Origin of the sequence: Gallintestinimicrobium propionicum (genome assembly GCF_025567525.1) — a bacterium.
In the GTDB taxonomy this organism is placed as follows: Bacteria; Bacillota; Clostridia; order Lachnospirales; family Lachnospiraceae; genus Gallintestinimicrobium; species Gallintestinimicrobium propionicum.
Genome location: NZ_JAOQJY010000007.1, coordinates 23,289 through 42,100 on the forward strand (window position 1 = coordinate 23,289; position 18,812 = coordinate 42,100).

General features: G+C 43.9%; 13 protein-coding genes. 12 read left to right on the top strand and 1 reads right to left on the bottom strand.

Going from position 1 to position 18,812, the window contains the following annotated elements; all coding sequences use genetic code 11:
- The first annotated feature begins 168 nt into the window (after positions 1-168).
- The 8 genes from asd to OCV62_RS06935 all read left to right on the top strand — a co-directional run bounded on the left by asd (position 169) and on the right by OCV62_RS06935 (position 9,284).
- Complete coding sequence (gene asd / locus OCV62_RS06900) at positions 169-1,254, top strand: aspartate-semialdehyde dehydrogenase (protein ID WP_117961313.1); 1,086 nt, start codon at positions 169-171, stop codon at positions 1,252-1,254.
- A 74-nt stretch (positions 1,255-1,328) separates the two neighbouring features.
- Positions 1,329-3,470: a DNA topoisomerase gene (locus tag OCV62_RS06905; RefSeq protein WP_262585719.1), complete on the top strand. Its 2,142-nt coding sequence runs from the start codon at positions 1,329-1,331 to the stop codon at positions 3,468-3,470.
- A 57-nt stretch (positions 3,471-3,527) separates the two neighbouring features.
- Complete coding sequence (locus OCV62_RS06910) at positions 3,528-4,202, top strand: LbetaH domain-containing protein (protein ID WP_021914625.1); 675 nt, start codon at positions 3,528-3,530, stop codon at positions 4,200-4,202.
- Positions 4,203-4,427: 225 nt separating this feature from the next.
- Complete coding sequence (locus OCV62_RS06915; RefSeq protein WP_262585720.1) at positions 4,428-5,480, top strand: ABC transporter substrate-binding protein; 1,053 nt, start codon at positions 4,428-4,430, stop codon at positions 5,478-5,480.
- Positions 5,481-5,638: 158 nt separating this feature from the next.
- Positions 5,639-6,568, top strand: coding sequence for an ABC transporter permease (locus tag OCV62_RS06920; RefSeq protein WP_262585721.1), 930 nt, complete (start codon positions 5,639-5,641; stop codon positions 6,566-6,568).
- Entirely contained in the window at positions 6,561-7,355 is a 795-nt protein-coding gene (locus OCV62_RS06925; protein WP_021914622.1) for an ABC transporter ATP-binding protein, read from the top strand. The genes OCV62_RS06920 and OCV62_RS06925 overlap by 8 nt, the downstream gene beginning before the upstream one ends.
- A 206-nt stretch (positions 7,356-7,561) precedes the next feature.
- Positions 7,562-8,254 (top strand): iron-sulfur cluster assembly scaffold protein, encoded by a 693-nt coding sequence (locus OCV62_RS06930; RefSeq protein WP_021914621.1) that lies wholly within the window; start codon positions 7,562-7,564, stop codon positions 8,252-8,254.
- A gap of 19 nt (positions 8,255-8,273) precedes the next feature.
- On the top strand, positions 8,274-9,284 hold the full coding sequence (locus OCV62_RS06935) for a GGGtGRT protein (RefSeq protein ID WP_021914620.1): 1,011 nt from the start codon (positions 8,274-8,276) through the stop codon (positions 9,282-9,284).
- Positions 9,285-9,475: 191 nt separating this feature from the next.
- Here the strand turns inward: OCV62_RS06935 and OCV62_RS06940 are convergent, their stop codons facing one another.
- Positions 9,476-10,339 carry an AraC family transcriptional regulator gene (locus tag OCV62_RS06940; protein WP_262585722.1) on the bottom strand — a complete coding sequence of 288 codons (864 nt, stop codon included), beginning with the start codon at positions 10,337-10,339 and terminating at the stop codon, positions 9,476-9,478.
- 199 nt (positions 10,340-10,538) lie between these two features.
- Between OCV62_RS06940 and OCV62_RS06945 the strand changes: the two genes are divergently transcribed.
- The 4 genes from OCV62_RS06945 (at position 10,539) to ltrA (ending at position 18,261) form a co-directional block, all read left to right on the top strand.
- Positions 10,539-13,577, top strand: coding sequence for a glycoside hydrolase family 2 TIM barrel-domain containing protein (locus OCV62_RS06945; protein WP_262585723.1), 3,039 nt, complete (start codon positions 10,539-10,541; stop codon positions 13,575-13,577).
- 167 nt (positions 13,578-13,744) lie between these two features.
- Positions 13,745-15,142 carry an MFS transporter gene (locus tag OCV62_RS06950; protein ID WP_262585724.1) on the top strand — a complete coding sequence of 466 codons (1,398 nt, stop codon included), beginning with the start codon at positions 13,745-13,747 and terminating at the stop codon, positions 15,140-15,142.
- Between the two features lie 350 nt (positions 15,143-15,492).
- The gene (locus OCV62_RS06955) at positions 15,493-16,293 is read left to right on the top strand and encodes a helix-turn-helix transcriptional regulator (protein ID WP_262585725.1); all 801 of its coding nucleotides are present in this window, start codon (positions 15,493-15,495) and stop codon (positions 16,291-16,293) included.
- Between the two features lie 573 nt (positions 16,294-16,866).
- Complete coding sequence (gene ltrA / locus OCV62_RS06960; RefSeq protein WP_118763737.1) at positions 16,867-18,261, top strand: group II intron reverse transcriptase/maturase; 1,395 nt, start codon at positions 16,867-16,869, stop codon at positions 18,259-18,261.
- Positions 18,262-18,812: the final 551 nt, after the last annotated feature.

The window sequence follows — 18,812 nt, forward strand, 5'->3', positions numbered from 1 at the left end:
GCTGCCCTGCGGATTCGACAAAATATTTTTTACTTTATTGCAATAAAGTAGAAAATATGATACTATCTGATATAAATCTGAAATGGAAACACAATTTCCAATCGGATGAAAGGCAACAGCCATCAACCGGAGCAATCTGGATGAAAACAGGAGAGGAGAATTGAAAAAATGAGTGAGAAGCTGAAAGTTGGCATTCTGGGTGGAACCGGCATGGTAGGTCAGCGGTTTATTTCACTGCTGGAAAACCATCCCTGGTTCGAAGTGGCTGCCATTGCAGCAAGCCCCCGTTCCGCAGGCAAGACCTACGAAGAGGCAGTCGGCGGCAGATGGAAAATGGACACACCCATGCCGGAAGCGGTAAAGAACCTGATCGTATTAAACGTTAACGATGTGGAGCATGTAGCATCCCAGGTTGATTTTGTATTCAGCGCTGTCGATATGACAAAGGACGAGATCAAAAAGATCGAGGAAGCCTATGCAAAGACAGAAACACCTGTTGTTTCCAATAACTCCGCACACCGCTGGACACCGGATGTCCCGATGATGGTTCCGGAGATCAATCCGGAGCATGCGGCAGTTATCGAATCTCAGAAAAAAAGACTCGGTACCAAGAGAGGCTTCGTTGCTGTAAAACCGAACTGCTCGATTCAGAGCTATGCGCCTGTCCTGACTGCATGGAAAGAGTTTGAGCCCTATGAGGTGGTTGCTACGACCTATCAGGCGATTTCCGGCGCGGGTAAGACCTTTGCAGATTGGCCGGAGATGGTGGGAAATATCATCCCTTATATCGGCGGCGAGGAAGAGAAAAGCGAAAAGGAGCCGCTGCGTCTTTGGGGTAAAGTGGAGGACGGCGTGATCGTTCCGGCACAGAGCCCGGTTATCACATGCCAGTGTATCCGTGTGCCTGTTTTAAACGGACATACCGCAGCTGTGTTTGTGAAGTTTAAGAAAAAGCCTACCAAGGAAGAGTTAATCGACCGTCTGGTTCATTTTTCCGGTGAGCCGCAGAGACTGGAGCTTCCCAGCGCGCCCAAACAGTTTATTCAGTATCTGGAGGAGGATAACCGCCCTCAGATTGCGCTGGATGTCAACTATGAAAACGGCATGGGAATTTCGGTCGGCCGTCTGAGAGAGGATACGGTTTACGACTGGAAGTTCGTTGGCTTATCCCACAATACGGTCCGCGGAGCAGCGGGCGGCGCAGTGCTTTGTGCAGAGTTGCTCAAAGCACAGGGATATATCACAAAGAAATAAAAGAGAGACATACAGCAGAAAACGACGGGAGGTAGAAGCTACCTCCCTTTCGCTGCTTTACAGGACAGAGGTGTATGGCAAAAAAGTTATTTATCGCAGAGAAACCGAGTGTGGCCCAGGAGTTTGCAAAAGCGCTGAAATATCAGATGAGCCGCAGGGATGGTTATCTGGAATCGGAAGAGGCGATTGTGACCTGGTGCGTTGGTCATCTGGTTACGATGAGCTATCCGGAAGTGTACGATATCAAATATAAAAAGTGGTCGGTCGATACGCTGCCGTTTATCCCGGAAACTTTTAAATATGAAGTGATTTCGAGCGTCAAAAAACAGTTCGATATCGTCAGCTCGCTGTTGAACCGTCCGGACGTCGATACAATTTACGTCTGTACAGACTCCGGGAGAGAGGGAGAGTATATTTACCGACTTGTGGAGCAGGAAGCGAACATTCACGGAAAAAAGCGCCGCAGGGTTTGGATTGATTCTCAGACGGAGGAAGAGATTCTGCGCGGGGTGCGGGAGGCAAAGGATTTGTCGGAATATGATAATCTGGCGAACGCAGCTTACCTGCGCGCCAAGGAAGATTATCTGATGGGCATCAATTTTTCCCGTGCGTTGACTTTAAAATACGGCAACCATGTCAAAAACTACTTGCGCCGCGACCGTGCGGTGATTTCAGTTGGCCGTGTAATGACCTGTGTATTGGGCATGGTCGTCAACCGGGAACGCGAAATCCGTTCGTTTGTAAAAACGCCTTTTTACCGTGTGACGGGAGCCTTTGGAATTCCGATGGGCGACGGAAAGGAAAAACCGTTCGAGGGAGAATGGCGCGCAGTAGAGGGAAGTGCCTGGAACCTTTCACCACTTTTATATAAAGAAAACGGATTTTCGGAAAAAAAAGATGCCGAGGCATTGATGGAAAAGCTGGGTGCAATTTTGCCGAGCGGCGCGATGTCCTCTGGATTTTCAGGCGCTTTTCTGGAAAAATGTGAAAAAAAGAAAGAACAGAAAAATCCGCCGCTGTTATATAATCTGGCGGAGCTGCAAAATGATTGCTCCCGGATGTTTAAGATCAGTCCGGATGAAACGCTCAAAATCGCGCAGGAGCTTTATGAAAAAAAACTGACGACCTATCCGAGAACGGATGCTCGTGTTTTATCCAGCGCAGTTGCAAAGGAAATCCATAAAAATATCGGTGGACTTCGCAATTTCGCTCCGGTCAGCGCATACGCAGTGCAGATTCTGGAAGAAAATAGTTATCAGAAAATTGCAAAAACCCGTTATGTCAACGACAAACAGATCACGGATCACTATGCGATTATCCCGACCGGACAGGGCTTTTCGGCGCTGCGGAGTCTTTCTTCCGCGTCGGCAAAGGTCTATGAAGTGATTGCAAGACGTTTCCTGAGCATCTTTTATCCGCCGGCGATTTCCCAGAAGGTATCGCTGACGGTGCTTGTAAAATCGCAGCAGCTGCCGCAGGGTGAACGCTTTTTTGCTTCGTTTAAGGTGCTGACGCAGGAAGGGTATCTGGGCGTCAGCCGCCCATCCTTTTTCAGCTCCAAAAAAGAAGAAAAAGAGGAGAAAAACGGAGAGGAAGAGGAATTTTCCTGCGACGAGGCATTTTTAAAGGTGTTACAGACTATGAAAAAAGGAGAACAGCTTCCGCTGCATTCTCTTTCTATCAAAGAAGGCGAAACCTCGCCGCCGAAGCGCTATAATTCCGGCTCGCTGATCCTGACAATGGAAAATGCGGGACAGTTCATTGAGGACGAAGAGCTGCGGGCACAGATCAAGGGCAGCGGCATCGGAACCTCTGCGACGCGTGCGGAAATCTTAAAAAAGCTTGTCACGATCGAGTATCTGGCGTTGAATAAAAAGACGCAGACGATCACGCCGACGCTGATGGGCGAAATGATTTACGATGTGGTTTCAGATTCGATCCGACCACTGTTAAATCCCGCGCTGACTGCCAGCTGGGAAAAAGGGCTGACCGGTGTTGCGGAGGGGACGATTACATCCGGAGAATATATGGATAAACTGGATGATTTTGTACGCAGGAGGACGAATATCGTTAAACAGCTGCATAATCAGTCCATCTTATATCAGCAGTTCGATGCGATAGCCGGTTTTTACCAGAAAAAAGAAACCGCACCGGCTGTCAAAAAAGCAGGAACAGCAAAAAAAAGGACAGAAAAGAAAGAAAATGCAGAGGGCTAGTGCTTTTCTGCAAAACGTTCGCCGCATTCAGACGGCAGAAACAGGAGGAAAAAGAAGATGGAAGCAATGAAGATCAGAAACCTGTACAATCTGGAAGAAACAATCGCTGCACCGCTTTTGGAGCAGTATGAGTATCCGTGGGAGGTTCTGCCCTATATCAAGGAATTCATCAAAGCACTCGGGAACGCTCTGCCGGAGGATCGCTTCGAAAAAAGAGGAGAGGATATCTGGGTGGCAAAAAGCGCGACTGTTGCGCCGACTGCCTGCTTAAACGGTCCCTGTATCGTGGATGAGGAAGCGGAAATCAGACATTGCGCGTTTGTCAGAGGCAGCGCAATCATCGGAAAAGGCGCAGTTGTCGGTAATTCTACCGAGTTAAAGAACGTCATTCTGTCCAATAAAGTGCAGGTTCCGCATTATAATTACGTCGGGGACAGCATTTTAGGTTATAAGGCACATATGGGTGCAGGTTCCATCACTTCGAATGTAAAAAGCGACAAGACTCTGGTTGTTGTCAAATCTGCAGAAGAAAACATCGAAACCGGTCTGAAAAAATTCGGCGCGATGCTGGGCGACTGCGTGGAGGTCGGCTGCAACAGCGTGTTAAATCCGGGAACGGTAATCGGAAGACATACGAACGTTTATCCGCTTTCGCGGGTGCGCGGATTTATTCCGGAAAACAGTATTTTCAAAGATCAGGAACATATCGTATTAAAGGAAGACAGGGGCTGACCCCTGCCTTTTCTTTTTTTAATTTAATTGTGCTTTTCTGAAAGTTGATTCCATGCCCGCATGAAAATCGGCTTTCAGAAAAGCAGGAAGGGCGCATGGGAACGATTGTGATAGCAGAATAGAAAAAATGCTTGACGAAGCAGTGCCTGCGGTGTATAGTTTACTCAATAGATTAACGCTTGCACGCGTTAAAGCGTAAAAAGTGATTATGAGGAGGAACGAAAAATGAAAAAGTTAGCGGCAATTTCCCTTGTGCTGGCAATGACCGCAACATCTTTGGCTGGCTGCGGCTCGACAGCAAACACTGCAGCACCGGCAGAAAGTGAAGCGGCAGAAACCCCTGCAGCAACAACAGAGGAGACAACAGATACAGCAGCGGATACGGTAGCAGCAGATGGCAAGGTGTATAACATTGGTATCTGTCAGCTGGTACAGCACGAAGCGCTGGATGCAGCAACCCAGGGCTTTCAGGATGCACTGACAGAACTGCTGGGTGAGGAAAATGTGAAGTTTGATCTGCAGAATGCTTCCGGTGATTCCGCAACCTGTGCAACGATCGTCAACCAGTTTGTATCTTCTGATGTTGACCTGATTCTGGCAAATGCAACGGCCCCTCTGCAGGCAGCAGCGGCAGCTACCAATGAGATCCCGATTCTGGGAACCAGCGTTACAGACTATGCGACAGCACTTTCCATCGATGACTGGACAGGCGTAACCGGCACAAACATTTCCGGTACTTCCGATCTGGCTCCGCTGGATCAGCAGGCGGACATGCTGCATGAGCTGTTTCCGGATGCAAAAAATGTCGGCATCCTGTATTGCTCTGCAGAAGCGAATTCTTCTTATCAGTCCAATACCATTCAGAAATATTTAAAGGATTACGGATATGAATGCACAGAGTACACCTTCGCAGACTCCAACGATATCGCGTCGGTTGTAAACAATGCGATTGCAACATCTGATGTCCTTTATATTCCTACCGACAATACAGCAGCATCGAACACCACGATTATTCAGAACATCTGTCAGCCTGCAGGCATTCCGATCATCACCGGCGAGGAAGGCATCTGCTCCGGCTGCGGTGTAGCAACGCTGTCCATCAGCTATTATGACCTTGGCTATAAAACCGGCGAGATGGCATATGAAATTCTGGTAAACGGTGCGGATGTATCTCAGACAGCAGTTGAGTTTGCTCCGAATGTAACCAAGAAATATAATGTAGCAAACTGTGAGGCGCTCGGTATTACCGTGCCGGATGATTATGTGGCAATTGAGTAATCGCAAGTCACTGTGAGGGTTTGCAGAGCGTTGAGGAGGGAGAAATTCCTCTTCAGCGCTTTTTGTCGATTTTTTATGGAACGACTAAAAAAGTATCAGCGAGGAAACCAGGACTGCCGATATTTGAAAAATAAAAAAGTGTACTGGAGGAGGAAGCAGTGAATATTGTAGCATTGTTTAACGCGCTGCCGGGGGGCTGCGCACAGGGGCTGATCTGGGGAATCATGGCGATCGGCGTATTTATTACCTATAAGATTCTGGATCTGGCAGATCTGACCGTAGACGGCACGATGTGTACCGGAGGTGCAGTCTGTGTTGTGATGATGATGAATGGGCATTCTGTTGGATTTTCCCTGTTCTGCGCGTTTATCGCAGGCATGCTGGCTGGTCTGGTAACGGGCATTTTACATACGACGATGGGAATTCCGGCGATTCTGGCAGGTATTCTGACCCAGCTGGGTCTGTATTCCATCAACTTGAGAATTATGGGCAACAAGGCCAATGTAGCGCTCGTTACTGATAAATATGACGTGCTGGTTTCTATGCGTTACCTTAAAAACGTTGTTTTTTATAAAAATACGCTGTTTGTTGTAGCAGTCATTATCGCAGTGCTGATCGTAATTCTGTACTGGTTTTTCGGGACGGAGTTGGGCTGCTCCATCCGTTCTACCGGTTCCAATGAAAATATGTCCCGCGCACAGGGTATCAATACCGATCTGACAAAGATCATCGGTCTGATGCTGTCTAACGGCATCGTAGCGCTTTCCAGCGGTCTTCTGGCGCAGTATCAGGGCTTTGCGGACATCAACATGGGACGCGGTGCGATCGTAATCGGTCTGGCTGCGGTCATCATCGGCGAAGTCGTATTCGGCAAAATCAGCCGCAACTTTGCATTCAGTCTGCTGACAGTAGCGCTTGGATCCATTATTTATTACTTAGTTCTGCAGGTTGTTTTGTGGTTTGGCTTAAATTCTAATGATTTGAAGCTTTTGTCAGCGATCGTTGTAGCAGTATTTCTGGCAATTCCTTATATGAAGCGCAAATACTTTTCCAAACCTGTTAAAAAGGGAGGTGCCAGACGTGCTTGACTTAAAATCCATTAGTAAAACTTTTAATGCGGGGACAGTAAATGAGAAAACCGCACTGAATAACCTTTGTCTCCATTTAAATGATGGAGATTTCGTAACGGTGATCGGCGGAAACGGCGCCGGAAAATCTACCATGCTGAATGCGGTTGCAGGTGCGTGGCCGGTTGATGAGGGCACGATTGAGATCGGCGGCGTCAATGTCACAAAGCTTCCGGAATATAAGCGTGCAAAGTATTTGGGGCGCGTGTTTCAGGATCCGATGACCGGAACAGCAGCCAGTATGCAGATTGAAGAGAATATGGCGCTTGCGGCGAGAAGAGGGCTGAGCCGTACCTTGAAAAAAGGAATCAGCAGCAAAGAACGGGAATTTTACAGGGAGCGCCTGGCAGAGCTGGGACTGGGGCTGGAGGATCGTATGACCTCCAAAGTTGGTCTGCTTTCTGGTGGTCAGAGACAGGCACTGACACTTCTGATGGCTACCCTGAAAAAACCGCAGCTTCTGCTTTTGGATGAGCATACAGCGGCACTGGATCCCAAAACAGCTGCAAAGGTACTGGAGGCAACAGACCGGATTGTTGGACAGGACAACCTGACGACTCTGATGATCACCCACAACATGAAGGATGCAATTGCACACGGCAATCGCCTGGTTATGATGTATGAAGGACATATTATCTATGACGTGGCAGGGGAAGAAAAGAAAAAGCTGCATGTATCAGATCTTCTGGAGAAGTTTGAACAGGCCAGCGGCGGCAGTTTTGCAAATGACAGAATGATTTTATCCTGATTATTTTTGAATCCAAAGGTTTTACCTCTGTGTTTTGTAAAAAATACTGGATTTTTGACGAAAAGTATGAGAAAATAGCATCAGCGTACAGCTGGTGCTTTTTTCATGGAGATCTGCTTCGGATCTCTTATATGGAAGAAAGCTTTGCGCCTTTTTGGTGTGCCTGCTGACGAAATTTTCATCCATTAGACGAAAGGAGATAACACATGATTTATTCACACGAAGTAGAACAGATGTGTCCGGTAGCACAGGGCGTTAACCATGGCTGTGCTCCCATCCCGGAAGAAGCAAAATGGGTAAAAGCCAAAGAGATCAAGGACATATCCGGTCTGACTCATGGTGTTGGCTGGTGTGCACCTCAGCAGGGTGCCTGCAAACTGACACTGAACGTTAAGGAAGGTATTATTCAGGAAGCACTGGTAGAGACCATCGGATGTTCCGGTATGACTCATTCTGCTGCTATGGCTGCAGAAATTCTTCCTGGCAGAACCATTCTGGAGGCTCTGAACACTGACCTTGTATGTGATGCGATCAATACAGCTATGAGAGAGCTGTTCTTACAGATCGTTTATGGTCGTACACAGTCCGCATTCTCTGAAGAAGGTCTGCCGATCGGTGCAGGTCTGGAGGATCTGGGCAAGGGCTTAAGAAGCCAGGTTGGTACTATGTATGGTACCCTGAAGAAAGGCCCTCGTTACCTTGAAATGGCTGAAGGTTATGTAACCGGTATCGCTCTGGATGCAGACGATCAGATCATCGGCTACAAGTTTGTAAACTTCGGCAAGATGACAGACTTTATGAAGAAGGGCGATGACGCTCAGACAGCATATGAGAAAGCATCCGGTCAGTATGGTCGTGTGGATGATGCTGTAAGAATCATCGATCCCAGACAGGAATAAAAGGAGGAGGTAACGAAGCATGGCATTATTTGAGTCTTATGAAAGAAGAATTGACAAGATTAACGCTGTTTTAAATAGCTACGGAATTGCTTCCATCGAAGAAGCTGAAAAAATCACCAAAGATGCCGGCCTGGATGTTTACAATCAGGTAAAGAAAATCCAGCCCATCTGTTTCGAGAACGCTTGCTGGGCTTACACTGTAGGTGCAGCGATCGCAATCAAGAAAGGCTGCAGAAGAGCAGCTGACGCAGCAGCAGCAATCGGCGAAGGACTGCAGGCTTTCTGTATCCCCGGTTCCGTTGCTGATCAGCGTAAAGTAGGTCTTGGCCATGGTAATCTGGGCAAGATGCTGCTGGAAGAAGAAACAGACTGCTTCTGCTTCCTGGCAGGTCATGAGTCCTTTGCAGCAGCAGAGGGTGCTATCGGTATTGCTGAGAAGGCAAACAAGGTTCGTAAGAAACCTCTGCGCGTTATCCTGAACGGTCTTGGCAAGGATGCTGCACAGATCATTTCCAGAATCAACGGCTTTACTTATGTAGAGACTGAGATGAACTATTACACCGGCGAGCTGAAGGAAGTATTCCGGAAATCTTATTCCGAAGGCCTTCGTTCCAAGGTTAACTGCTACGGCGCAAACGACGTAACAGAAGGTGTTGCAATCATGTGGAAAGAGGGCGTAGACGTTTCCATTACCGGTAACTCCACCAACCCGACCAGATTCCAGCATCCTGTTGCAGGTACCTACAAGAAGGAATGTGTAGAGAAGGGCAAGAAGTACTTCTCCGTAGCTTCCGGCGGCGGTACCGGCCGTACCCTGCATCCCGATAACATGGCTGCAGGTCCTGCTTCTTATGGCTTCACAGATACACTTGGCCGTATGCACTCCGATGCGCAGTTCGCAGGTTCTTCCTCTGTACCCGCACACGTTGAGATGATGGGTCTGATCGGTATGGGCAACAACCCGATGGTTGGCGCTACTGTAGCTGTAGCTGTTTCCGTTGAGGAAGCTGCTAACGCTGGCAAGTTCTAAGAAATCCAGTAAAATCAAGGGTTATCGTGGTTCTGAATGTTCCACGATAGCCCTATTTTTTTCCACGTAGCACACAAGTAGCACACAGGTAGCACACACGAGGTAGCACACAAATTGTGTAAAGCAAAAAGGGCATCTGCAAAAGCAGACACCCCAAGAATGTCCGCACCCTCGACTCCTCTTTGCGGATTTCAGAATTTGTTTCTCAGCTTTCGGTATTCTCTCGGCGAATATCCTTTCCACTTGTGAAAAAGCCGACTGAAATAAAGCTGGTTATCATATCCGACAATCTTAGAAATCTCATTGATGGAATAAGTTGTTGTTTCAAGTAACATCTGAGCATTGTTGATGCGGATTCCCACAATGAATTGCATTGGTGTAGAACCGGTATATTTTTTGAAATTTCGGATAAACCAGCTGACACTCATGCCTCGTGAGGCAGCATAATCATCAATATTGATATTTTGATTGTAGTTTTCACGGAAAAAGGTAACAGCATTATCCATCTCATGATCAAGATATTCATTTTTTAATATGTGCTCTCTTGTCAGTTCCCGGTGGAAACTGATCAGAAGATGACGTAGCAAAAGGACAAGCATTTCCTCATAATTGTCTTGACAGCGTTGGAGCTCGATAATGATACGTTTGAAAATTTGTTCATATTCATTAGATGTACCCACTTGAAAGACACGTTCTTTATCCGGAAACCCATATTGACGTAAGATATTTTTCGCATTGCTTCCTGTGAAGTGAATCCAGTATACTTCTGTCTTATCTTCTCCGTAATATTCATATTTTTGGAGTTCTTTCGGTCTGTACAGTACAATGTTGCCGGCTGGAACAATCGTTTCATTATTTACATTATCAAAATGAAAATGCCCACAACCAGCAGTGATATATATAATCTGATAATCCAGACGACCCCTTGGACGGTAGGTCGGAAGTTTGGGATGTCTGGAAAGACGGTAAGTACCACAGCTACCGACAATCAGCGGACGACTTTTGTCTTTGAAATCCATATGTGAGTGGTTCAAATAACCGGTGTTCAAATACATAGGACAGCACCTCTTTTCGTACTTTTTATCATTGTATCATTTAGTGCATATTTTGTCTAATCCAATTCATAGACATATTTTGCGAATTAGGATAGGCTATATATAGCATAAATAAGGAACGTAAACAAAAAGTAAAGTATAAGGTTTGCTTTAGGAAAACAAAGAACAAAAAAGTGTATGTATTGGAGGAGAGCTATTTATGATCGTACCACGTTATTATGAAAATCTAAGCGTACTGCACGAAAACACAATGCCAGCCAGAGCCTATTATATTCCGGCATCCAGAAGAATGGATAACTTGGTGGAACACAGAGAAGAGTCAGATCGTATGCAGTTATTGAATGGAACTTGGAAATTCCAGTATTTTAACAGCATCTATGACATTCAGAATTCTTTCTTTGAGAAGAATTATGATACAGAAAATTTTGATGAGATTCAGGTTCCAAGTGTATGGCAGATGGCTGGATATGATACACACCAGTATACAAACATCCGGTATCCATTTCCGTTTGATCCACCATATGTGCCACAGGACATTCCGTGTGGAGCCTATGTACATACTTTTGAGTACAGTAGAGATGAGAAAGCGCCAAAATCTTTTTTGAACTTTGAAGGAGTAGACAGTTGCTTTTACGTATGGATCAATGGCTCTTACATAGGATACAGCCAGGTTTCGCATATGACCAGTGAGTTTGATGTTACCGATGTACTTCAGGATGGAACGAATACGGTGGCAGTGCTGGTAATGAAGTGGTGTGATGGTTCCTATTTGGAAGATCAGGATAAATTCCGTATGAGTGGTATTTTCCGGGATGTGTACATTTTGAAACGCCCAAAACAGGCAATCAGTGATTATCATATTAAAACAAGAATTGAGGATATGCTTGCGAAAGTAGAAATTGAAATGAAATTCTACTCTCCGTTAAATGTAAAAATTTCGATTGAAGATAGAAACGGAGCAGTTGTAGCACTAGGAAGTATTGCTGAAGAAGGAACAGCTGTATTAGAAATCGCAAGTCCGGAACTTTGGAATACAGAAAATCCATATCTATATAAACTGATTCTTGAAACAGAGAATGAAGTAATTATAGATCACATTGCATTAAGAAAGATAGAGATTAAAGACCAGGTTATTTATTTAAATGGACAGAAGATTAAATTCCGTGGTGTCAATCGACATGATTCTGATCCGGTTACGGGATTTACAATCAATCCGGAACAGATTACAACCGATCTTACGTTAATGAAGCAGCATAATTTTAATGCGATCCGTTCCAGCCACTATCCGAACGCACCATTTTTCTATGAAATGTGTGACAAGTATGGATTCATGGTAATAGATGAAGCAGATATTGAAGCTCATGGTCCATTTATGATCTACAGAAAAGAAGACACTGATTACAATCGGTTCAAACGATGGAATGAGAAGATTGCAGATGATCCGGTATGGGAAGAGGCAATCGTTGATCGCGTAAAACTCATGGTGGAACGTGACAAAAACCGTTTCTGTATTGTTATGTGGTCAATGGGAAATGAGAGTGCTTATGGCTGCAACTTTGAAAAAGCACTGGAATGGACAAAGAATTTTGATCCAGATCGTATCACACAATATGAGAGTGCAAGATACCGTAATTATGATGAAACATATGATTACAGCAATCTGGATGTGTACAGCCGGATGTACCCAGCGCTTTCCGAAATTCAGGAATATCTGGATAAAGATGGAAGCAAACCCTTCCTTTTGGTAGAGTACTGTCACAGCATGGGAAACGGACCTGGAGATTTTGAAGATTACTTCCAGATGATTCAGGATAATGATAAAATGTGCGGCGGCTTTGTCTGGGAATGGTGTGACCATGCGATTGCTCATGGAACTGCTGAGAATGGAAAGACTATATATGCTTATGGGGGCGACCATGGCGAAGAAATTCATGATGGCAACTTCTGTATGGATGGATTAGTATATCCGGACAGAACGGTACATACAGGACTTTTGGAATACAAGAATGTTTATCGCCCGGCAAGGGTTATTTCCTATGACAAAGAAAGCGGAGAACTGGTGCTTCATAACTACATGGATTTTGATGACTTGAAAGATTATGTGAAGATCAGTTATGAACTGACGCAGGACGGGCTTGTAATCAGCAAAGGTAAACTTCCAGAAGTTTCAGCAGCACCACACAGTGAAGGAAAAATAAACCTTAAAATCAATGTGCCAGAGAGTGGAAAATGTTATTTAAAATTTATTTACCATCTGAAAAAGGAATTGCCACTGTTGGATGAAGACCATATTCTTGGATTCGATGAAATTGAGGTAAGCAAAGACGGTGCAAAATGTAAACTTGCTGAGAAATGGCTAAAAAAAACAGCAGTGGACTCTGATTTACAGGTAAATGAAAATGATACACAGATCCATATCAAGGGGCGTGAATTTGCTTATACCATAGACAAACGTACTGCACTCTTTACAGAGATGAAATTCGCAGGGCGGGAATACTTGAACCATCCGATGGAATTAAATATTTGGAGAGCTCCAACAGATAACGATATGTACATCAAGTCTGAATGGAAGAAAGCCCATTATGATAAAGCTTATACAAGAGCTTACACGACAGAGGTCGTGCAGGGAAAGCATGGTGTGAAAATTACAAGCCATGCATCCGTTGTGGCAGAGACAGTACAGAAGATTCTTGATGTGACGATTACATGGAAAATAGAAGCTGCTGGAAAGATTGATGCAGATATTGCAGTAACAAAAGACGATGAATTCCCGGATCTTCCGAGATTTGGTGTGAGGATGTTCCTGGATAAAAAACTTTCAGCTGCACGATACTTTGGAATGGGACCACAGGAAAGCTATTGTGACAAACATCAGGCTGCGAGCCGCGGTTTGTACCAGGCAAATGTAGACGATTTGCATGAGGATTATATCCGTCCACAGGAAAATGGAAGCCATTATGATTGTGAATATGTAGAACTTAACAACAGTCGATATGGAATTGTGGTATCCGCGGAAAATGCCTTCTCATTCAATGCTTCTTATTATACACAGGAAGAACTTGAGAAGAAAACGCATAATTATGAATTGACAGAATCAGATAGTGTAGTATTTTGCGTTGACTACGCATTAAATGGCATTGGTTCTAATAGTTGTGGTCCAGTTGTATTGGATCAGTACCGATTTGATGATGTATTATTCCGGTTCCAGTTTACACTGATACCGTATGTAAAGGGATAATAAAGTTTCATGTAACTCGTAAACAAAGAAGGATAGTCTGATTGCAATGTAAAGCCCGGATATACAGAGCAATCAGACAAAAACAGAGAAAAAATTAGAATTAGACATCATACGGTTAGACATATTGAAATTCTAAGTGCGATGAAGATGAGGAGCAAAGAAATTCGATGGAAGAAAAAAAGTATTTGAAATGGTATAACAAAATTGGATATGGATCAGGTGATATTGCAGGTAATGTAGTCTATGCGTTCCTGACATCTTTTATGATGGTCTATCTGACGGACTCGGTAGGACTTGCTGCAGGTGTCGTGGGTACCCTGATTGCCGCATCAAAACTATTTGATGGTTTTACGGATATATTTTTTGGATCAATGATTGACAAAACACACAGTAAAATGGGAAAAGCGAAACCCTGGATGCTATACGGATATATTGGTTGTGCCATTACGCTGGTCGGCTGCTTTGCAGTACCGGTGAGTTTGGGAACAACGGCTAAATATGCATGGTTCTTTATTTCTTATACACTGTTAAATGGTGTGTTTTATACAGCAAACAATATTGCTTATTCAGCACTTACGTCACTGATTACAAAGAACAGCAAAGAGCGTGTACAGATGGGATCTTACCGTTTTATTTTTGCATTTTCAACAAGTCTTCTGATTCAGGCGATTACAGTTGGATTTGTAGATAAATGTGGTGGAGATGCTGCGGCATGGAGAACGGTTGCTATTATCTATGCAATCATTGGTCTTGTCGTAAATACGATTTCAGCACTTTCTGTTAAGGAACTTCCGGAGGAAGAACTTAATGAAAGAGAAGTAAAGAATGATAATGAAAAGTATGGAATGGTACAGGCATTCAAGCTTCTTGTCAAAAACAAATATTACATGATGATTTGTGGAACATATATTTTACAGCAGTTATATGGTGCCATGATTGGAGCTGGCATTTATTACATGACATGGGTACTGAAAAATAAGAATTTGTTTGGACAATTTGCATGGGCAGTAAATATTCCACTGATCATTGCCCTGATTTTCACACCGACATTAGTTGGTAAGTGGAAAGGTATGTATAAACTGAACTTAAGAGGTTACGTCTTAGCAGTCATCGGTAGAGCACTTGTTGTTGTTGCCGGATATATGGGCAGTGTTCCGCTGATGATGGCATTTACAGCTCTTGCGGCCTTAGGTCAGGGACCATGGCAGGGAGATATGAATGCAGTTATCGCATCTTGCTCTGAATACACTTATCTTACGCAGGGAAAGAGAATTGACGGAACGATGTACTCTTGTACTTCTCTTGGTGTAAAAATCGGTGGAGGTATTGGAACCGCTGTTGTTGGATGGATGCTTGAGTTCAGTGGATATGTCGGAACAAATGCAACTCAGCCACAGTCTGCACTTGATATGATGCAGTTCATGTATCTTTGGCTTCCGTTAATCTTTGATGTATTGATTATGTTTGCACTTTCAAGAATGAATGTAGAAGATGCAAATAAAAAACTGAAAGCAGAAAAAGGAATTGCTGCAGATGAAGTAACAGATGCATTAGACATAAATTAGAATTGACAGGAGAAAGCGTTGTCTGGTCGTTGCTCGATGAGACAGTGCTTTTTTCTATATATAAAGTGATAGAACTGTATTTTGAAAATAAAAAAGGACCACTTCATTTTGTGAAATGGCCTTAAGAAAATATTCAGTTTTCACAAAATAGTCCTTTTAGTATTTATACATGGTAAGGATGCTCAAAATATTCAGTGTAGAATACTAAAAGGTCATTCAGATATTTTTTTAGGTTGCTCATTTGCAATTCCTCCTTTCCTTATTTACAAATTGATTATAAGATAGGTGTAAAAGGATTGCTTGCCAAATCGAAAGAAGATATAGACAAATGTTGCAAAGGGGAGTATTTCATGCAGTTAAAATATGTTGACACAAAAGAGGAGATTATAGCAATAAATAGGAAGTCAAAACATATTGAACCACATCTTCATAATGCACTGGAGATCGTTTGTGTAACAAGTGGATCATTAGAACTTGGTGTCGGACAGGAACTATACCATATGGAAAAAGGAGATATAGGCTTTGTATTTCCGGATGTTATTCATCACTATCAGGTACTGACACCCGGTGTAAATAAAGCGACTTATCTGATTGCATCGCCATTTACGATAGCCAAATTTGTAGATATCATGCAATCCATGGCTCCTGAATACCCAATCATCAAAGCGGAAAAGGTTGAACCGGAGGTATATAGGGTTATAAATGCAATTTTAGAGACAGAACAGTCGGATATTACTGTTGCACAGGCATATCTTCAAATTGTGTTGGCACGCTGCATAGGAAAATTAAATTTGATAGAAAAGAGCAGTGTGGGGAGCAACGATCTTATTTACCAGACAGTTTCCTATATATCAGCAAATTTCAAGAAGAAGTTTTCGTTGGAAGAGATGGCAAAAGACCTGGGCGTGAGCAAATATGTTTTATCCAGACTCTTTTCCAAGACATTCCATAGAAACTTTAATCAATATCTTAACGATGCAAGGCTGAACTATGCATGCCATCGTTTGGAAAATACGAGTGATTCTATTACAAATATTTGTATGGATAGTGGATTTGAAAGTCAGAGAACGTTTAACCGAGTATTTAAAGAAAGATATAAAATATCACCAAGTGATTATCGAAGTACTTGTGTGAAAGAGATGTTGTCATAAAAGGTTCTGTTGATCGAAATATTTGAGTGTATGAGAAAATCTCTGTAAATAAGATTCTTCTATGATAATTAAGGGCAATAAGCTTACGGATTAGGCTTATCGCCCTTGTTTTATAGTGCGCCTAGCGGCGCACGTTTCTAACGGGTTAAAGTCCCGAATCCGCCCGGTAGTGGGAAGGATATAGCCGAAAGCAAGGGTGTCCATCGTGAGATGGAATCTGAAGGAAGCTGGATGTGGGGAACCTACTAACCCACGGGCAAATCTCTGGTCTGACGAACAGGAATCTCATATGAGGTCATGCATGAGGGTAAGACTGCTATTCAAGTTGAAGCCCAATAACTACACGGAATCATGCATGATAAATGAGGCAGATGGATGGAGAGGAAGAAACGTGTGGTACCTAGGGAGGTCTGTGTGGTACGCCTTGAAAGAGGTAACCATTGCATAAAGCAATGCTGAACGCACAGAAGTCAGCAGAGGCCATAGTAGCCAAACGGAACAAGTTCCGTTCGAGGTGAAGGACCGAATCAGTAGGAGTCTTGAGTATGACCGAGAAAGGAGGAATGACCGTCTATGGCAGAAAACATTGAAAACAATGGCTGTTCGCAAAGAGATAATGCGGAACATGAAGGGTATGTGAAAGCGTCTAGGTCATTCAATCGGATATGGAAAGAAAGAGACAGTGCACAGCCGAGACTTTTGGAAGCGATACTGTATAAAGACAACTTTAACAGAGCGTATAAGAGAGTTAAGGCAAACAAGGGAGCACCGGGAATTGATGGCATGACCATTGAAGAGGCTCTTCCATATTTAAAGGAACATCAACAAGAGATAACTGACCGCATTTATCGTGGAAAGTATACTCCGTCTCCAGTAAGACGAGTTGAGATTCCCAAACCAGATGGTGGTGTGAGAAAGCTTGGCATACCAACAGTGATAGACCGCACACTTCAACAGGCAATAACCCAACAGTTAGTGCCAATCTATGAACCGCTGTTTGCAGAAGGCAGCTATGGCTATCGTCCGAACAGAAGTGCAAAAGATGCAATACTTAAGGTTAAGAAGTACGCAGAACAAGGCTATACATTTGCGGTAGTCCTCGACCTGTCAAAGTACTTCGACACTCTTAATCACGAAATTCTCATCAATCTTCTCCGAAAGAATGTAAAAGATGAACGTGTAGTACAGTTGATAAAGCGCTATCTAAAAAGCGGTGTAATGGAAAATGGAGTGGTCATTGACACAGAGGAAGGCTCACCACAAGGCGGAAATCTATCACCATTGCTGGCAAATGTCTACCTCAATGAGTTCGACCAGGAATTCCTGAAAAGAGGTGTTCCATGCATAAGATATGCAGATGACATCGTGCTCCTTGCAAAGAGCAAGCGGGCTTCAGAGAGACTCTTGGAAAGCAGTACAAAATATCTTGAGGAGAGGCTGAAACTTACAGTCAACCGAGAAAAGAGCCGTACGGTCAGCGTGTTTGCAATCCGAAATTTTAAATTCCTTGGCTTTGCATTGGGAAGGAACGGAAAAGGCATTTATGTCAGAGTTCATCCAAAGTCATGGAAGAAGTTTAAGTCTAGACTGAAGGAGTTATCTTCCCGTAAGCGATGTCAGTCAATCAAGCCAAGCCTTGAGAAAATCAAGGTGTATGCGAGGGGATGGCTTAACTACTACGGAATCGCAAGTATGAAGAACAACATAGATGACATCAACGGATGGCTTTATCACAGAATACGTATGTGTATATGGAAACAATGGAAATTGCCCAGAACAAAGAAGAGAAATCTGATAAAAATGGGAATCCATGAATACTATGCGAACATGGCGGCAAACTGTCGAAGGGGACACTGGTATTGTGCCAATCTGACGACAGTCAAGAAGGCCATGACAAAAGAAAGACTGATGAACAGTGGCTTTTATGATTTAGCCACAGCCTATCAGTCTGTGCACGTCAACTATTGAAAGCGCCGTATACCGAACGGTACGTACGGTGCTGTGAGAGGACGGCGGTTAGTCACCGCCTCCTACTCGATTATAACAGTTGCTTACAGGCATGTCAAGGGCAGGCGGTTTCCCGCCTGTCTTTTTAAGCTGTCTTTTGATTATTCAGGTAATTTTGGGTAGGTAATTCACAAAATGTAGAAGTTTATTCTAAAGAGGTGAAGCAAATGTTCAAAGGAAGAGCAGATGGTACAAGAAGTGCCAGAGCAATTCAGGTAATCGAAACCAAAGCTGAAAAAGTAGCAAGAGAAAACGGGTGAGAGAGGGCGTCCTGAGACGCCTATCTACCACGAAGTTGGAATACCCCAAATTTTAAATTGAAGGCTTTTGGGGCTCCACCGTTTTCGCAGAAAAAGCTGCTAACGCTGGCAAGTTCTAAGAAAAACCTTGATTTTATAAGGATTTCTTATACCCAAAATCGCTGATACCGTTTGCCCCAATTTGAACGGATTTGCCCCGATTTGAATTTTTCTATTAGAGTTTATGCAGTGATTCACATTTGCGTGTTCACT